13 protein-coding genes and 1 pseudogene are annotated in these 16,511 nt (G+C 62.6%); 9 read left to right on the top strand and 5 right to left on the bottom strand.

Annotated elements, in window-relative coordinates; all coding sequences use genetic code 11:
* Positions 1-90: 90 nt before the first annotated feature.
* The 3 genes from trmD to rpsP form a co-directional block, all read right to left on the bottom strand.
* Entirely contained in the window at positions 91-861 is a 771-nt protein-coding gene (trmD, locus tag C266_RS02725; protein WP_010807535.1) for a tRNA (guanosine(37)-N1)-methyltransferase TrmD, read from the bottom strand.
* A gap of 60 nt (positions 862-921) precedes the next feature.
* Positions 922-1,572, bottom strand: coding sequence for a ribosome maturation factor RimM (rimM, locus tag C266_RS02730; RefSeq protein WP_246831126.1), 651 nt, complete (start codon positions 1,570-1,572; stop codon positions 922-924).
* Between the two features lie 129 nt (positions 1,573-1,701).
* Positions 1,702-1,953 (bottom strand): 30S ribosomal protein S16, encoded by a 252-nt coding sequence (gene rpsP, locus C266_RS02735; RefSeq protein ID WP_010807537.1) that lies wholly within the window; start codon positions 1,951-1,953, stop codon positions 1,702-1,704.
* A gap of 202 nt (positions 1,954-2,155) precedes the next feature.
* Between rpsP and C266_RS02740 the strand changes: the two genes are divergently transcribed.
* The 4 genes from C266_RS02740 (at position 2,156) to C266_RS02755 (ending at position 5,769) form a co-directional block, all read left to right on the top strand.
* Positions 2,156-3,364: a sorbosone dehydrogenase family protein gene (locus tag C266_RS02740; protein ID WP_010807538.1), complete on the top strand. Its 1,209-nt coding sequence runs from the start codon at positions 2,156-2,158 to the stop codon at positions 3,362-3,364.
* 185 nt (positions 3,365-3,549) lie between these two features.
* Entirely contained in the window at positions 3,550-4,362 is an 813-nt protein-coding gene (locus tag C266_RS02745) for an META and DUF4377 domain-containing protein (RefSeq protein WP_010807539.1), read from the top strand.
* 9 nt (positions 4,363-4,371) lie between these two features.
* A complete protein-coding gene (locus C266_RS02750) occupies positions 4,372-4,821 on the top strand; it encodes a hypothetical protein (RefSeq protein WP_010807540.1) in 450 nt (149 codons plus the stop codon).
* Between the two features lie 15 nt (positions 4,822-4,836).
* Positions 4,837-5,769 carry a Rossmann-like and DUF2520 domain-containing protein gene (locus C266_RS02755; protein WP_010807541.1) on the top strand — a complete coding sequence of 311 codons (933 nt, stop codon included), beginning with the start codon at positions 4,837-4,839 and terminating at the stop codon, positions 5,767-5,769.
* A 414-nt stretch (positions 5,770-6,183) separates the two neighbouring features.
* On the opposite strand, the gene C266_RS02760 is transcribed toward C266_RS02755, so the two are convergent.
* Entirely contained in the window at positions 6,184-6,642 is a 459-nt protein-coding gene (locus C266_RS02760; RefSeq protein WP_036660992.1) for a DUF4440 domain-containing protein, read from the bottom strand.
* A 265-nt stretch (positions 6,643-6,907) separates the two neighbouring features.
* Here C266_RS02760 and C266_RS27995 point away from each other — a divergent pair.
* A pseudogene (locus C266_RS27995) lies at positions 6,908-7,204 on the top strand (transposase); the annotation flags it as partial.
* Between the two features lie 156 nt (positions 7,205-7,360).
* On the top strand, positions 7,361-12,868 hold the full coding sequence (locus C266_RS02770; protein WP_010807544.1) for a trifunctional serine/threonine-protein kinase/ATP-binding protein/sensor histidine kinase: 5,508 nt from the start codon (positions 7,361-7,363) through the stop codon (positions 12,866-12,868).
* A gap of 36 nt (positions 12,869-12,904) precedes the next feature.
* Here C266_RS02770 and C266_RS02775 read toward each other — a convergent pair whose 3' ends face one another.
* On the bottom strand, positions 12,905-13,513 hold the full coding sequence (locus tag C266_RS02775; RefSeq protein ID WP_051126111.1) for a response regulator transcription factor: 609 nt from the start codon (positions 13,511-13,513) through the stop codon (positions 12,905-12,907).
* 520 nt (positions 13,514-14,033) lie between these two features.
* On the opposite strand from C266_RS02775, the gene C266_RS02780 reads away from it, so the two are divergent.
* The 3 genes from C266_RS02780 to C266_RS02790 form a co-directional block, all read left to right on the top strand.
* On the top strand, positions 14,034-14,720 hold the full coding sequence (locus tag C266_RS02780; RefSeq protein WP_010807546.1) for a hydrolase: 687 nt from the start codon (positions 14,034-14,036) through the stop codon (positions 14,718-14,720).
* 115 nt (positions 14,721-14,835) lie between these two features.
* Positions 14,836-15,816 (top strand): alpha/beta fold hydrolase, encoded by a 981-nt coding sequence (locus tag C266_RS02785; protein WP_010807547.1) that lies wholly within the window; start codon positions 14,836-14,838, stop codon positions 15,814-15,816.
* An 81-nt stretch (positions 15,817-15,897) separates the two neighbouring features.
* On the top strand, positions 15,898-16,511 hold a 614-nt coding region (locus C266_RS02790; protein WP_010807548.1), incomplete at its 3' end, for an amidohydrolase family protein.

A 16,511-nucleotide genomic window follows, 5' to 3' on the forward strand; every position in this document is an offset into this window, starting at 1 on the left:
TGCCATCGTATCGGCGTTATATACCGGCATGCCGGCCCCGACAGAGGATGGGTTCAAACCGAATGCCGTCCCCATGACGACACCCGCTACCTACTTGGCCGACGTATCGGCCCGCAGGCTTGCCAGCCACGCCTCATCGGCACGACTGAGCAATCCGTTGGCGCGTGCGCTCTCGATCAGATCGGGGCGCTTGCGCCAGGTATTGGTCAACGCCTCGCGGCGCCGCCATTTTTCAATCTCTGCGTGATGCCCGCCCAACAGCACATCCGGCACGCGCACACCTTCGTACTCTTCCGGCCGCGTGTAATGCGGGCAATCGAGCAGTCCGTTCACGAAACTGTCCTGCTCGGCCGACTGTTCGTCGTTCAGCGCACCCGGCAACAGCCGGATCAGCGAGTCCATCAATGCCATGGCGGGCAACTCCCCACCCGACAGCACGAAATCGCCAACACTGACCTCTTCGTCCACCACCCGATCAATCAAACGTTGATCGATGGCTTCGTAACGGCCACAGAGCAGAATCAACCCCTGCTCCTGTTCGCGCAACTCGACAACCCGGCGGTGCGTGAGCGGCTTGCCTTGGGGCGACATCAACAGCACACGCCCCCGTGGCACGCCGGCTTCGGCCTGCGCCGCTTTCGCTGCGGCGATCGCATCGTCAAGCGGCTTGGCGAGCATCACCATGCCGGGGCCGCCGCCATAGGGCCGATCGTCGATCGTGCGGTAGTTGTTATGCGTGAAATCACGCGGATTCCAAAACCGCAGACCGTAGCGCGACTGCTTGAACGCCCGGCTGGTGACGCCCCAGTCGGTCAGCGCCCGAAACATCTCGGGAAAGAGCGTGACGACGTCAAACTGCATCAGACCGGTTCCGTCCAGAGGTGCCCGGACGCAACAACGGCCGGGCGATCAATCGGTATCTCAGTAATCGAGACCCCAGTCAGCCACAATGCGCCCAGCCTCGACATCGACCGTCTGCACATATTGGCCTACGAACGGGATCAACCGCTCGGCGGTCTTCGCCGGCTTATCGTCGACGGCAGGCACGTCATAGACGACACGCAGCACAGTGTGCACGCCGTTATCGAGCAAACCGACGACCTTACCCAGCGATTCGTCCTGCAAATTCGTCACCTGGGCGCCAATCAGGTCCACCCAGTAGAACTCGTCTTCGCCAGCGCTCGGGAACGCACTGCGCGGCACCCAGACCTGAAGGCCCTTGAGCGCCTCGGCGGCAGTCCGGCTGTCGCTGCCGCGCAATTGCGCAACGACCGTACCCGAATGCCCCCGGCTGTGCAGCACATCGGCCTTGGTGTAGACCGACTCACCGGGACGACGGAAATACCAGCATTCCGCGGCCAAGAGCCCATCGCCCTTGCCCGTGTGCGGCTGCACCTTAATCCAGCCGCGAATCCCATAGGCGTCGCCGATATAACCCAGCTCGACGAGATCGCCGGGCACTTCGGCCACCGGGGCGAGCACCTGCTCTGCGCGCATGCCAGCGGCACGCCGTGCCCCAGCACCGATTTTCAGCGGTACCCGCTCACGCGCGGGTCGAGCGGAACGAACCATGCCAATCCAACGTTGTGACGAACACACGGCGATGCCCGCCCCAGATCACCCGGGAACAGGCACCGCCGTTCAATTCTCATGCCGCCGGCAAACCGACAGCAATGCGTACAGCTCGACTAGCCGAAGCGCTTAGGCAGCAGCCTTGGCGCCTTGCTTGAGCAAACGAGCCACGGTCGGCGACAGTTGTGCGCCAACGCCTTGCCAGTAGGTCAGACGGTCCTGAGCAATACGCAGACCTTCCGTGCCTTCGGCAGCGACCGGGTTGTAGAAGCCAATACGCTCGATGAAGCGGCCATCGCGACGGTTACGCGAGTCGGTTGCAACGATGTTGTAGAACGGGCGCTTCTTCGCGCCGCCGCGAGCCAGGCGGATAACGACCATAATAAATCCTTGTGAATCCAGAAGTGTTCGGACAGAAAACGCGTGATTATAGCGCAAAACCCTCGTCAAAACAAACACTTCCCCCGGCACCGGCCACATCCCGCCCAGCCACGCCCCTATTGGGCCACCGACGCGGGGAACACAAGCGCCCCACCGGCACTGGACTACAATGCACCCATCCTGTGAGCGGAGCGAGTCAGGCATGCGACGATTTCTCGATGGATGGCGCCCCCCCTTCCGGCCGCAAGGGCCAACGCGGGTCTGCACGCCAGTCGGCCGCCTTGTTCAATACGCGCGCCGGACCGGCCTGATTCTCGGCGCAGCTCTGGCAGTCGCGCCACAGTTTGCGACCGCACGCGACGACGCCCTGCCCATCGAACGCCTCACGCTACCTCCCGGATTTCACGTCGAGGTTCTCTCGGACCAGATTCCCGGCGCACGAGGCATGGTGCTCGGCCCGAAGGGCACGTTATTCGTCGGTAGCCGGGCGCAAGGCGACGTTTATGCCATTACCCTTGACCCATCTCGCGCCTATGCCGCCAAAGTCCGGATCGTGGCCTCCGGGCTGAACATGCCCGTTGGGGTAGCCATGCGTGACGGCGCACTCTATATCTCTGCCGTTTCCCGCATCGTCAAGCTCGACGACATCGAGAACCGTCTCGACAGTCCCGGCAAGCCAGCCGTCGTCTACGACAAGCTGCCGAGCGAGAGTCATCACGGCTGGCGGTATATGGCATTCGGGCCCGATCAACGTCTATACATAGGCGTTGGCGCCCCCTGCAATGTTTGCAAACGCGACGAGAACCGCTACGCGATGATCGGCAGCATAAAGCCGGACGGCACCGACTGGCGAGTCGTCGCTCGCGGCGTGCGCAACACCGTAGGATTCGACTGGCAACCCGGGACCAATGCCCTCTGGTTCACCGACAACGGCCGCGACCTGCTCGGCGACGACATCCCCGACGACAAGCTCAACCGACTCACTCGTGTTGGCGAGCACTTCGGATTCCCCTATTGCCATGCCGGCGACGTTTCGGATCCGGAATTCGGACAGGAGGCGCGCTGTTCGGCCTTCACACCGCCAATGGCGAAGCTGGGCGCGCACGTTGCTGCGCTCGGCATGAAGTTCTATACCGGCAAGCAGTTCCCTGATGCCTATCGCGGTAGCATCTTTATTGCCGAGCATGGCTCCTGGAACCGGAGCCGCAAGGTGGGCTACCGGGTCGTGCGCGTCGTACTCGATGCCAAAGGCAACGTCGCGAAGCAGGAAGTATTCGCGCAAGGCTGGTTAGGGAACGACGAATCGGTCTGGGGCCGTCCCGTCGATCTTCTCACCTTGCCGGACGGCTCACTGTTAGTCAGTGACGATCATGCAGGTGCCATTTATCGCATTACCTACCGAAAACCGTGAGGCATGCTGATGACCCGCCCCGGCATCGATACGGAAATCTGGCTGCAACAACTGCGCAAGGAACTGTCCCGCTCCCTGCCCGGTCAATCTTTCACGGTACTTACGGCACTGTTCGGACATGCCTCCCCGATCCCTCGTGACCTCCCCCGTCCCCGCCATCTTCGTAACTACGTCGACACAAGATCATGACCCAACGCCCACTCTCGTTCCTGCCGTCCTCCTTTGCCTCTTATATGGCTATGCTGCTGGTGCCGGCGGCCATGCTGGCAGGCTGTGCCGCGCCGTCAGGCGGCGGCGCCACGCCGCCTTCGGATACGTCTGGCGCCACCGCTGCGGCAACGGCCCCGGCCGACATTCTCGGCACCTGGCAACTCGTGAGATGGGAGGGCACGAGCGACGTTCCGAGCCTGCCGGAGGGCCGCGCGATCAACCTCACCTTCAATGACAAGGGAGCGTTCTCGGGCACGGGCGGATGCAACCGCATCTTCGGTCAATACACGATTGGCCCGGGCAATGGAAACGTCACCCTCAAGGCCCCGGCCACCACCCGGATGGCGTGCCCCGATTCCATGGCGTTCGAAGATCGCTATCTGAAGACACTTCCTCTTGTCACCCGCTTCGAGCGCCGCGACACGCAGTTGACGCTGAGCACCTCGAATGGCGAAACGCTGACCTACGCCGCGCAGACGTTGCTCAATCGTCCTGTCGCGGATACCGGCGCCTCGAGCAAGACGGAAGACCGCATCCTCGATGTCGATTCGCAAATGGCGGATTGCGTCGGCGTGGCGCCACGCAAGTGTCTGCGCGTGCGTAATGCCGACGATTCCGGCAAGACGCAGTGGGAACTCTGGTATGCCCACATCGATGGATTCGAGTGGAAGCCCGGCGTAGAATACCGCGTGAAAATTCACGGCGAACCCGTCGCCAATCCGCCCGCCGACGCTTCGAGCATGCGCTGGACGCTCGTCGAAGTCATTCGCGAAACGCCTGCCCGATAACCATTACAAATGAACGCAGTCGCCTATAAATCGAAGACCCTGACCGCTGGCCTGGCGATGCTGTTCGGCACGCTCGGCCTGCATCGCTTCTATCTGTATGGTCTGCGAGACCGCTTCGGCTGGGCCCACATCGCGGGTTCGGCATGCGGCGTGGCGGGCTGGGGGCTCCTGGTGACGAGCGAACTGCGTTCTCCGGCAGGATGGGGGCTCACGATTCTCGGTGCCATCTCGTTGTTCTCGGCGTTCCTCGCGGCCATCGTCTACGGACTTCGCCCCGATGAACGCTGGGATGCCCAGTTCAATAGCCGCGCCGGGCACAAGTCGCGCTCGGGCTGGATTGCCGTCATCATCGTCAGCCTGTCGCTGTTCGTCGGTGCGCTGTTGATGATGGTCGGCCTCGCCGTCGCGTTTCAGACCTATTTCGAAACACACGACACGCCCAACCGGCTGTCGCAATAACACGCGACCGTGACAATGCCCCCCGTCCCCGCCCTCGCCCATCGGCCGACACTGGGTTTCATCGGTGCCGGTCGCGTCGCTCGTGCGCTTGCCGCTGCGGCCAGTCGCGCCGGTTATGAGGTGACGGCGGTTGCAAGCCGCCGGATCGACGCCGCGCAGCGCATCGCGTCCGCACAGCCAGGATGTGAGGCACTGCCGGTCCACCGTCCGGAAGATATGAATACCGTCTTCTCGCGCGCGGATCTGGTTTTTCTGACCGTTCCCGACGATGCCATCGCCATATGTGCGGCGCATCTCAACCCGCGTGCCGGGCAGGCGCTGGTGCATTGCAGCGGTGCCTCCGAGGTCGAGTTGCTCGCGCCCGCGACGCAACAAGGCGCGCAGATCGGCGGCTTTCATCCGCTGTTTCTCTTCGCGGGGCTCGACGACGACGCTGCGCGCATGGCCGGCAGCGCGATCACCATTGAGGCTGACGCTCCGCTGAGCGCCACGTTGCATGCCCTCGCGGACGCCATCGGCTGTCGCGCCCTGTCGATCCCCGCCGGCGAGCGGATGCGCTATCACGCAGGGGCCAACTACGCCGCCAGTTTTCTGCTCTGCCTGCTCGACGAAGCCACCTTGCTGTGGAAAGCGATCGGCATGTCCGAAGACGACGCCCGCGAAGCCATGTGGCCGCTCGTCATGGGCACCCTCAATGCGGCTCGCGAGCGCGGACTGTCCGGAGCACTTGCGGGCCCGGTCTCACGCGGCGATGCCGGCATCGTCACACGTCACACCGAAGCCCTTGCCTCCATGGGCGGCAGTCACGCCACCCTGTACTCGCTTCTGACGCTGCGCGCCATTCACCTCGCTCGTCAGCGGCCGACTGCGGACAACGCCGCACTTGATGTGATCGCGCACAGCATCGCCCCCTATCTGCCGCCGTTCGCCCCCAAAGGCGACGCATAACGACACCCCCGGCATCCAGCACGAAACCGGCCGGATGCCGGCCGTCAGGGTCAACCTGCCACGCATCCCAGCCCGGTCACCATCGCGCTTGCCTCCCACCTGAATACCGCACAAAAACATGGGCTATCTTCTTAGCTCCACCGCACCTATTTTTGATTTATTTTCTTTGTTGGCGACGTGCTTATAGGCAACGAGTGCGGAGATGACAGCTCACTCCAAAAATCAATAAAACAGCACTCCTCTGAATAGGCAAAGCAGGATATCTCGAAGTCAAACCGCTCAGAGAATTAACTCAATCCTTCAGCCACCCCTCAATTTCAGATTTACGGATTCCCTTAATTTCCACTTCAAACAAATTGAATTGATTCAGCCTTTAAATCTTTCCGGCATTTCAACCATCGTTACGCCATGCCCCTAGTTCTTTTCCGGCATGGCGGACGAGTGATGGCTAGAAATAAGCCACTGCTTACCATTCCATTTGTAGGTGAATGTGTAGCGGGCCTTCACTTCCGAACCGTCCGCAAATTTGAACGTGTATAAGCCTGCGTCGATCGCGCTATTGCAGTCAATTTCGATGGAACGGCTGTCAATCGCCCCCACTGGCTTACCCGAGAGAAAATGTGCGAAGTAGTCTTCCTTCTCTTCTGCTGTCAGGCGCGGCTTGTTAGAGACAGTCGGCAACAGGATTGAATTTTTGGCATAGTTGGCAACAACCTTCTTCGGATCGCCAGTTTTCAACGATGTATTCCAGCGATCGAATAAGGAGGCGATTTCCTTCTTGGAAGTCGCATGACATACCTCAGACCTGGCATGGGCATTTGTTGCCGCGACAAGCGCAAGAGCTGCCAAAGGAAGAGAACGCAAAAGACGCATGAAATTCCCCAGTAAAACGAAGTTGATTTTGCAGTTGGAGAGCTGAACTTCGTGAGTGCCTCTTGCCGCTGGGGGCAAGTTCTATTGAAAACGCAACGCCGATAATAGCATCGGCGGTTCTAAATGGTTACGCTCGGAGATCTCGCTGCGGGAGCGGCCTTGAACATAACCCCGTCGACATCGTCATCGACCACGGCATCTCATCGTTGTATGTCGCCAGGGCATTGACACCAGCCGCGCGCTCGAACACTAGGCGTAGGCAAGTGGCGTCACTCTGAAGTTGCTTCCGGCGAGCAATACAACGCAGAATGCGTACATCGAATCGTTCAGCGGCGAGTTCCGCGATGCGTGCGTGAACGAGCGCTGATTCACGCGCCTGGCACAGGCTCGGGCGGTCGTCGCGACACGACGCCGGGACGACAACGAGCCAAGGCCACGCAGCGCACTGAACGATCTTTCGCCCGCAGCATTTGCGGCGCAACATTGGGCGACAGCGGATGCTCCTGCCGCTTTCCAGGAACTGATTTATGGGACTTTGCTGGAAGCGCTTTTGCCCTACTGAAGGGGGCGGGTCAGTTGAGGCCTCGATATGGCGAAAGTTGCTTCGCCCGGCCGCCGTGACCCGCTCGCCGGTATGACAGTTGCGGGGACAGTTGTTCGACGCATCCGGTGCAGAAACCCCAAAAGCAGTGACGGAATTGAGAGCGAATTACAGCAGATGAACTCATTGTTTTCTTTCGGCAACGAGACGGCCGCCGGCTTCCAAGTCGCGTGGGAGGACGGCGATCGCGTTGTCGGTCGGGGCTCACGACCCGGCCCGGATGGCGTGCCGAGGGCTGTGTTGGCTGTGTGGCCCGCAGCCGAGCACCCGACGCCCTCCAGCCTCGCTCGCCTCACACACGAATACGGCTTGAGGGGCGAGTTGGACGGCAGTTGGGCAGTGCGGCCGCTGGAACTTGTGCGGGAACATGGCCGGACTGTTTTGCTGCTTGAGGACCCCGGCGGCAATCCACTTGCCGCGCAACTGGGCGCCCCCATGGAGGTGGGCCGTTTCTTGCGCCTGGCCGTCAGCATCACGGCGGCCTTGGACCAGCTCCACCAGCGGGGTCTTATACACAAGGACATCAAGCCGGTCCACATCCTGGTGAACGATTCCCTTGTCGAGGCGCGGCTCACGGGCTTCGGCATTACCTCGCGCCAGTCGCGCAAGCGTCAGGCACTGACGCCACCGGAAGAGATCGCCGGCACGCCGGCCTACATGGCCCCCGAGCAGACGGGACGCATGAACCGGTCGATCGATGCGCGTAGCGACCTCTATTCGCTCGGCGTCACGCTCTATCAAATGCTCACGGGTGTGCTGCCGTTCGCCACCGACGATCCGATGGACCTGTTGCATAGCCATCTCGCCCGGCAGCCAGTGCCGCTGGCGGAACGGGTACCGTCGATCCCGCCATTGCTTTGCGCCATCGTAATGAAGCTGCTCTCCAAGACGGCGGAGGAGCGCTACCAGACCGCAGCGGGGCTGGAGGCCGATCTACGGCGCAGTCTGGCCGCATGGGCATGCCAGGGAAGCATCGACGCTTTCCCGCTCGGCGAACACGACCTGCCTGATCGCCCACTGATTCCAGAGCGACTCTATGGACGAGAACGCGAGATTGAGACCTTGCTCGCTGCCTTCGACAGAGTCGTCACCCAGGGCACGCCGGAGATTGTGCTGGTCTCCGGCTACGCCGGTATCGGGAAGACCTCGGCCGTGCTTGCATTGCGCAGCGCACTGGCTCACAGGAATGGCCTCTTTGCCTCGGGCAAGTTCGATCAGTACAAGCGAGACATCCCGTATGCGACGTTGGCGCAGGCTTTCCAGAGTCTGATCCGCCCACTACTGGGCAAGAGCGAGGCCGACTTGGCGCCCTGGCGCGCCGCACTGGCGGAGGCGCTGGACCCGAACGGCGGCCTCATGGTGCCGCTCATCCCCGAACTCGAGCTAATTCTGGGGCCGCAGGCCCCGGTTCCGGAGCTGCCGCCGCGCGACGAACAGCACCGATTCCAGATGGTTTTACAGCGCCTGCTTGCCGTCTTTGCCCAACCCACGCATCCGCTCGCGCTCTTTCTCGACGACCTGCAGTGGCTGGACGCGGCGACCCTCGATCTGCTCGAGTATCTGGCGACCCAGCCGGAGGTACGCCACGTGCTGCTTATCGGCGCCTATCGGAACGACGACGTCAAGCCCGGACACCCTTTGCTACTGCGATTGCCGGCCATCCGCCAGGCCGGGGGGCGAATCAATGACATCGCACTTTTCCCGCTTGGGCTCGACGATGTGAGCCGACTCATCGTCGATGCCTTGCATTGCGCCCCCGGAGACGCCGCACCTCTGGCCCGCCTGGTGCATGAGAAGACCGGAGGTAACCCGTTTTTCGCCATTCAGTTCCTTACCGCTCTGACCGAAGAGGGGCTGCTCGTTTTCGATCATCGTGGCGCGCGCTGGTCTTGGGACCTTGAGCAGATTCGGGCCAAGGGCTTCACCGACAACGTGGTTGATCTCATGCTCGCCAAGCTGAGGCGCTTTCCCACCACGACCCGTAACGCCCTGAAGCAGTTGGCGTGTCTCGGGAATGACGCGACGATCGCTACCCTGGCCATGGTCCAGGATGCCAGCGAGGCGGAACTGGACGCGGCGCTGTGGCTGGCGGTACGCACCGGACTTGTATTACGTTTGGGAAATATCTACCGATTCCTGCACGATCGTATCCAGGAGGCGGCCTACGCCCTGATTCCTGAAGACGCGCGGCCGACAGCGCACCTCGCGATTGGCAGACGGCTCGTTGCGGGCACGCCGCCTGAGGCCATAGCGGAGTGTGTCTTCGAGATCGTCGGCCAGCTCAACCGTGGCGCCGGTCTTATCACCGCGCCCCATGAGCGGGAGCAAGTGGCAGAGCTGAATCTGCTCGCCGGCCAGCGTGCTAAGGCGTCCTCGGCCTATGCCTCGGCGCTGACCTATCTCACCGCCGGCGCGGCGCTCGTGCAGGGGGACGCCTGGAAGCACCGGCCAAAGTTTGCTTTCGCGCTTGAATTCCACCTCGCCGAATGCGAATTTCTGACCGGCGCGGTGGCTGCGGCAGACGCACGTCTGGCCGAGCTTGCGGGCCGTGCCGCGAACCTCCCCGACCTGGCCTCCGTCACCCAGCTGCGGCTGGAGCTGTTTCTGGCCCTCGGCCAGCGCGAGCGCGCCGTCGAGGTGGGCCTCGACTACCTGTACCGCGCCGGCGTCCAGTGCCCGGCACACCCGACAGATGAAGAGGTCCTGCAAGAATACGATCGGATGTGGCGCCAACTTGGCGACCGGCCGATCGAGGCACTGCTCGATCTGCCGATGATGACCAATGCGGTCGCATGCGAGACGATGGATGTCCTGACCGCGCTGATGCTGCCGGCCTGGTACACCGACGTGAACCTGGGCTCTCTCATCATCGCGCGGATGGCAAACATCAGCCTCGAGCATGGCAACAGCGACGCGTCGTGCCTCGCCTATACCTGGCTCGGCATGCTCCTGGGGCCTCAGTCCGGCGACTACAAAGCGGCATTCCGCTTCGGCCAGCTCGGACTGAACCTCGTCGAGCAGCGTGGCCTGGACCGCTTCCGGGCTCGTGTCTACCAGGCTTTCGCGGGCCACGTGATGCAATGGACCCAACCCATCCGTGCCGCGCGCAGTCTGGTGCGGCGCGCGTTCGACGTGGCCAGCAAGGCCGGTGACCTGACCTATGCGTCCTTCGCGCGTAACAACCTCATTACGCAATTGCTCGCCTGTGGCGATCCGCTTGGGGAAGTGCAGAACGAAGCCGAGGCCACGATCGGCTTCGCGCGCCGGGCGAGCTTCGGTCTCACCGTCGACCGGGTTGTCCCCCAACGCCAGCTAGCGCGAACGCTACGCGGACTGACCCCGGTATTCGGCGTCTTCGATGACGATGAATTCAACGAAGCGCAGTTCGAGCGGTATCTGGACGAGGCACCGAGCCCTGCCCTCGCCACCTGCTGGTATTGGATCCGGAAACTGCAGGCACGCTTGCTCGCCGACGACTACGCGACTGCCATAACGGCGGCAGACAGGGCAGCGAGTCTTCTCTGGACATCGCCATCGTTCTTCGAGCAGGCGGAATACCACTTCTACGCGGCGTTGGCGCGTGCCGCATACTGCGGCACGGCCGCCACACCGGAACGAACCCGGCACCGGGAGGCACTGGCCGCACATCATCGCCAACTCCTTGTCTGGTCCGAACATTGTCCAGAGAATTTCGAGAACCGAGCCGCATTGGTTGGCGCAGAAATCGCGCGCATCGAGGGGCGCGAAGCGGATGCCATGCGCCTCTACGAGTCGGCCATCCGCGCCGCACAGGACAGTGATTTCATCCATAACCAGGCACTCGCCAACGAGTTGGCCGGGCGATTTTATGCCGCACGTGGTTTTGAGAAGATTGCCCGCGTGTATTTGCAGGATGCTCGGCATGGCTATCTCCACTGGGGCGCCAGCGCCAAGGTGCGGCAACTCGATGCGCTGTATCCGCACCTCAGTGGAGAAGCGCGGGCACCCGCACCGACGACGACGATCGGGGCGCCGGTCGATCACCTGGACCTCGCCACTGTGATCGCCGTCTCGCAAGCGGTGTCCGGCGAGATCGTCCTGGACAAATTGCTCGACACACTCATGCGCACCGCGATTGAACAGGCCGGTGCGGAACGGGGACTGCTGATCCTGCCCCAAGGGGACGAGCAGCGCATTGCGGCAGAGGCGACGACCGGTGGCGATATTGTCAAGGTGCAGCTCCGCGACGAGAGCGTGACTGCGACGGCGCTGCCGGAATCGGTGCTCCACTATGTCTTGCGCACCCGCGAGAACATCATTCTCGACAATGCCGCGGCACAGCACCCGTTTTCTGCCGATCCCTACGTTCGGCAGCATCATGCCCGATCGATTCTCTGCCTGCCATTGCTCACACGGGCCAAGCTCATCGGGGTGCTCTACCTCGAGAACAACCTCTCGCCACGCGTCTTCGCACCGAGCCGGACCGCCGTGCTGAAGATGCTCGCCTCCCAGGCCGCGATCGCGCTGGAGATAACGTGTTTGTATCGGGATCTCGCGCAACGCGAAGCAAAGATCCAGCGCCTGGTTGAGGCCAACATCATCGGGATCTGCATCTGGCACCTGGACGGCCGAATCCTCGAGGCCAACGACGCGTTCCTCAACATGCTGGGCTACGACCGCGAAGACCTCGCCTCGGGCCCCTTGCTCTGGACAGACCTGACGCCTCCCGACTGGCGCGAGCGTGATACCAGGTTGATCCAGGACCTTCGGATCAGCGGGACCTTGCCGCCGTTCGAAAAAGAGTTCTTCCGCAAGGATGGAAGCCGCGTGCTCGTCCTGCTAGGGTGCGCGACATTCGAAGAGGGTGGGGATCAAGGTGTTTCCTACACGCTGGATCTCACCGAGCGCAAGCGCGCCGAAGAGGCGCTGCGTCAGGCACAAGCCGAGCTGGCACACGTGACCCGCGTGACGACGTTGAACGCACTGACCGCCTCGATCGCTCACGAGGTCAACCAGCCGTTGGCCGCCATCGTCACCAACGCCAATGCGGCCCTGCGCTGGCTTGCTCGCCAGCCCCCCGATCTCGCCGAGGTGCGAGAGTCCTTGGGGCGCATCGTTCAGGATGGTCACCGGGCCGGCGCGGTGATTTCAGGAATGCGTGCGCTGCTCAAGAAGACCGCCGCCGTCACGGCGCGCATTGACGTGCTCCCCCTGATCGAAGACACGATTGCCCTTATCCAGGGAGAGGTCGGCCGCCATCAAGTCCTGCTCCGCACGGCGCTGGCGCCTGACCTGCCGCCGGTTGTCGGTGACAGGGTGCAGTTGCAGCAGGTGCTCCTGAACCTGATGATGAATGGCATCGAGGCAATGAAAGAGGTGACCGGGCGGCCGCGGGAACTGTTGATTCGCTCGCACCTCGACGCATCGGGGGCTGTGCGGGTTGCCGTTCAGGATGCCGGCATCGGGTTGGCGCAGAAAGATCTGGAGCGGGTTTTCCAAACCTTCTTCACGACCAAGGCGGAGGGCCTGGGTATGGGCCTGGCGATCTGCCGGTTGATCGTCGAGGCACACGGAGGGCGGCTGTGGGCGAGCCCCAATGTGCCTTACGGGGCCGTGTTTCAGTTCACCCTGCCGCCTCGCGACTAGATACACCTCACGCCGATGGCGGGAGGCGACGGGGACTCAAAGCGGCGCCTCGCAAATGCCGAGCTGCTGTGCCATCAGGACAAGCTCGGCGAAGGTGCGCGCCTTCATCTTGCGCATGGCCTGGCCACGATGAATTTTCACCGTGACCTCGCTGATCCCTAGCTCGCCGGCGATCTGTTTATTCAGCAAACCGGCCACTGCCTTGCGCATGACCTCCGCCTCACGCGGTGTCAGGCCCTGGTAGCTGGCTCGCAGTTCATCCAGCTTACGCATGCCATGGCGGCGATGCTGATCCTTTTGCAAGGCGGCCGCCACGGCATCGAGCAGGTCCTGCTCGCGGAATGGCTTCGCCAGAAAATCTTCGGCACCCGCCTTCATGGCGGCAACCGTCATCGGGATGTCGCCATAACCCGTCATGAAGATGACCGGGATCTGGATGCCCATTTGGGACAGCCGGGTCTGTAGGTCCAGGCCGCTCTGACCGCGAAGCCTGACATCGAGCAGAAGGCAAGTGGGTGCGTCCGGGAATGCGAACGCCAGCAGTTCGGCAGCGGATGCGAACAGTGTGACGCGCATCCCGACGGAGCGGAAGAGGTTCTCCAACGCGCCGCGAAGCATCGCGTCGTCATCAACGATCAGCACCATCGCTTCATCACTCGCACGGGTGTCTGCGGTTACGAAGCCGTCGATTGTCACAGTCTATCTCCAGCGCACCCATCGGCGCGCGCGGTTTGGGCAGGCTCGCTCTCGCCGCCATGACCCCGCAAAACTGTTTATTACAGCACACGGCCGGGATCGTGGGCCACTTATACCATGGGGTTAGTCGGGCGTGACAGTGGGTGGCTGACCCAGCCGGTCTAATTACAGACTAACGCACCTCGAACTCGCACGCAGTCCCGGTGCATCCCGACACAGCAAGGGTGGCGAAGCCATTCCCTATTGGCTGTAGCACGGCCTTGCGGAGTCGCGATGAAATCGAGATAGCGGGCGGCTAATACGATTCGACAATAGCGACGGCCGACAGCGCCGACTATGCTTCGCCTCAGGTTGCGCTCCGGATACGAACGCCGGTCGCAGCCCTTATGCCAAGCCGCCCCGATGCGGCTCTGCCCCGGCGGGGACGCCACGGCAGCCTCACTCTCGCCCCCCTAACAGGAGCAACGCAATGTCGAACCCCAAGCTTGAAGTCCTCACCCCGCAGAACAGCCAGTTGATCTTCATCGACCATCAGCCGCAGATGGCTTTCGGCGTCCAGTCGATGGATCGCCAGGCAATGAAAAACAACGTCGTCGGCCTGGCCAAGGCGGCGAAGATCTTCAATATCCCGACGACGATCACCACCGTCGAGAGCGAGTCGTTCTCGGGCTTCACCTATCCGGAACTGCTCGACGTGTTCCCGAACCAGAAGACGCTGGAACGCACCTCGATGAACTCGTGGGACGACCAAAAGGTGCGCGATGCGCTCGCCGCCAACGGCCGCAAGAAGGTCGTCGTCGCCGGTCTGTGGACGGAAGTCTGCAACACCACCTTCGCGCTGTGCGCCATGCTCGAAGGCGACTACGAGATCTACATGGTCGCCGACGCTTCGGGCGGCACCACCAAGGAAGCCCACGACTACGCCATGCAACGCATGGTTCAGGCTGGCGTGGTGCCGGTGACCTGGCAGCAAGTGCTGCTCGAATGGCAACGCGACTGGGCCCACCGCGACACGTATGACGCCGTGATGAAGGTGGCGAAGGAACACTCGGGCGCCTATGGCATGGGTGTCGACTACGCCTACACGATGGTCCACAAGGCCGCCCAGCGCACGGCGACGGGGCACGAGTCCATCGCCCCGGTGCCCGCACGCTAAACAGCAGTTCAAGAAGAGATAGGCATCGGTCTGCGCACGACGTCCGTGCCCGGGCCGATGCAACCCGCGATCTCGTCCTCCAGGATTTCGCGCCAACTTTCCGCTAGCCCTAATCATGCAAACAGAACATACCCAGGAATCAGGTCACAACGTCGATGCATCGCGCCGGCAACTGCTGGTAGGTAGCACTATCGGCGCTGCGGCAGCATCGCTTGCCGCACTGACGCCCACGGCCGCAGAAGCCGCGCCGGCCAGCGGCCACGCCACGAAGCAAGACCACTTCGTCACGACCAAAGACGGCACGCGCATCTTCTACAAAGATTGGGGCTCGGGCACCCCGGTGGTGTTCTCGCACGGCTGGCCGCTCAATGCCGACGCCTGGGACGCCCAGATGCTGTTCCTGGTGCAGAAAGGTTTTCGCGTGATCGCCCATGACCGTCGCGGCCATGGCCGTTCGGACCAGCCCGCGCAGGGCAACAACATGGACACCTACGCCGACGACCTGGCCACGCTGCTGGACGCCCTCGACATCAAAGGCGCAACGCTGGTCGGTCACTCCACCGGCGGCGGCGAAGTGGCGCACTACATCGGCCGTCACGGCACGAAGCGCGTGGCCAAGGCGGTGTTGATCGGCGCGGTGCCGCCCATCATGCTCAAGACTGCGGCGTATCCGAACGGCCTGCCGATGGAAGTGTTCGACGGCATTCGCAAGGGTGTCGCGGAAAACCGCTCGCAATTCTACAAAGACCTGACCACGCCGTTCTTCGGTTTCAACCGGCCCGGCGCCAAGATTTCGCAAGGCACCATCGATGCGTTCTGGGCACAGGGCATGAGCGGCGGCATTCTGGGCCAGTACGCCTGCATCAAGGAGTTCTCGGAAGTGGACTACACCGAGGACCTGAAGAAGATCACCGTGCCGACGCTGATCCTGCACGGTGCCGACGACCAGATCGTGCCCATCGATAATTCGGCCCGCCTGTCGGCCAAGATCGTCAAGAACGCCACGCTCAAGGTATATCCGGGTGCGTCGCACGGCATGTGCGTGATCAACGCCGACCAGGTCAATGCCGACCTGCTGGCCTTCCTGAACACGTAAGCCGAAATGTCCTCAACCCGCCGGCCTTTCATCGCCTCGGCTGCCGCCTCCGGGGTGGCAGCCTCTTCGGAACCCTTCGCCATGTCATCGAACCTGACTCCCGACCTCATTCTCGTTAACGGCAAGTTCACCACGCTCGACCGTGCCAACCCGCAGGCCGACGCCGTGGCCATCCAGGACGGCCGCTTCGTGGAAGTGGGTACGCGCCAGGACATCATGAAACTGGCAGGACCGCAGACCAAGGTGATCGACCTGAATGGCCGGCGGGCCATTCCCGGACTGATCGACAGTCACATGCACATCATCCGGGGTGGCCTGAACTACAACATGGAGTTGCGCTGGGACGGCGTTCGTTCACTGGCCGACGCCATGCGCATGTTGAAAGACCAGGTCGACCGCACGCCCGCGCCGCAATGGGTTCGCGTGGTGGGCGGCTTTACCGAACATCAATTCGCCGAGAAGCGTCTGCCGACCATCGACGAACTGAATGCCGTCGCCCCCGACACGCCGGTGTTCATCCTGCACCTGTACGACCGCGCGATACTCAACGGCGCCGCACTGCGCACCGTGGGCTACACGAAAGACACGCCCAACCCGCCGGGCGGCGAGATCGTGCGCGACGCGTCGGGCAATCCGACCGGGTTGCTGCTCGCCAAGCCGAACGCGACCATTCTCTACGCCACGCTGGCGAAAGG

The sequence above is a fragment of the Pandoraea sp. SD6-2 genome (genome assembly GCF_000389825.1).
In the GTDB taxonomy this organism is placed as follows: domain Bacteria; phylum Pseudomonadota; class Gammaproteobacteria; order Burkholderiales; family Burkholderiaceae; genus Pandoraea; species Pandoraea communis.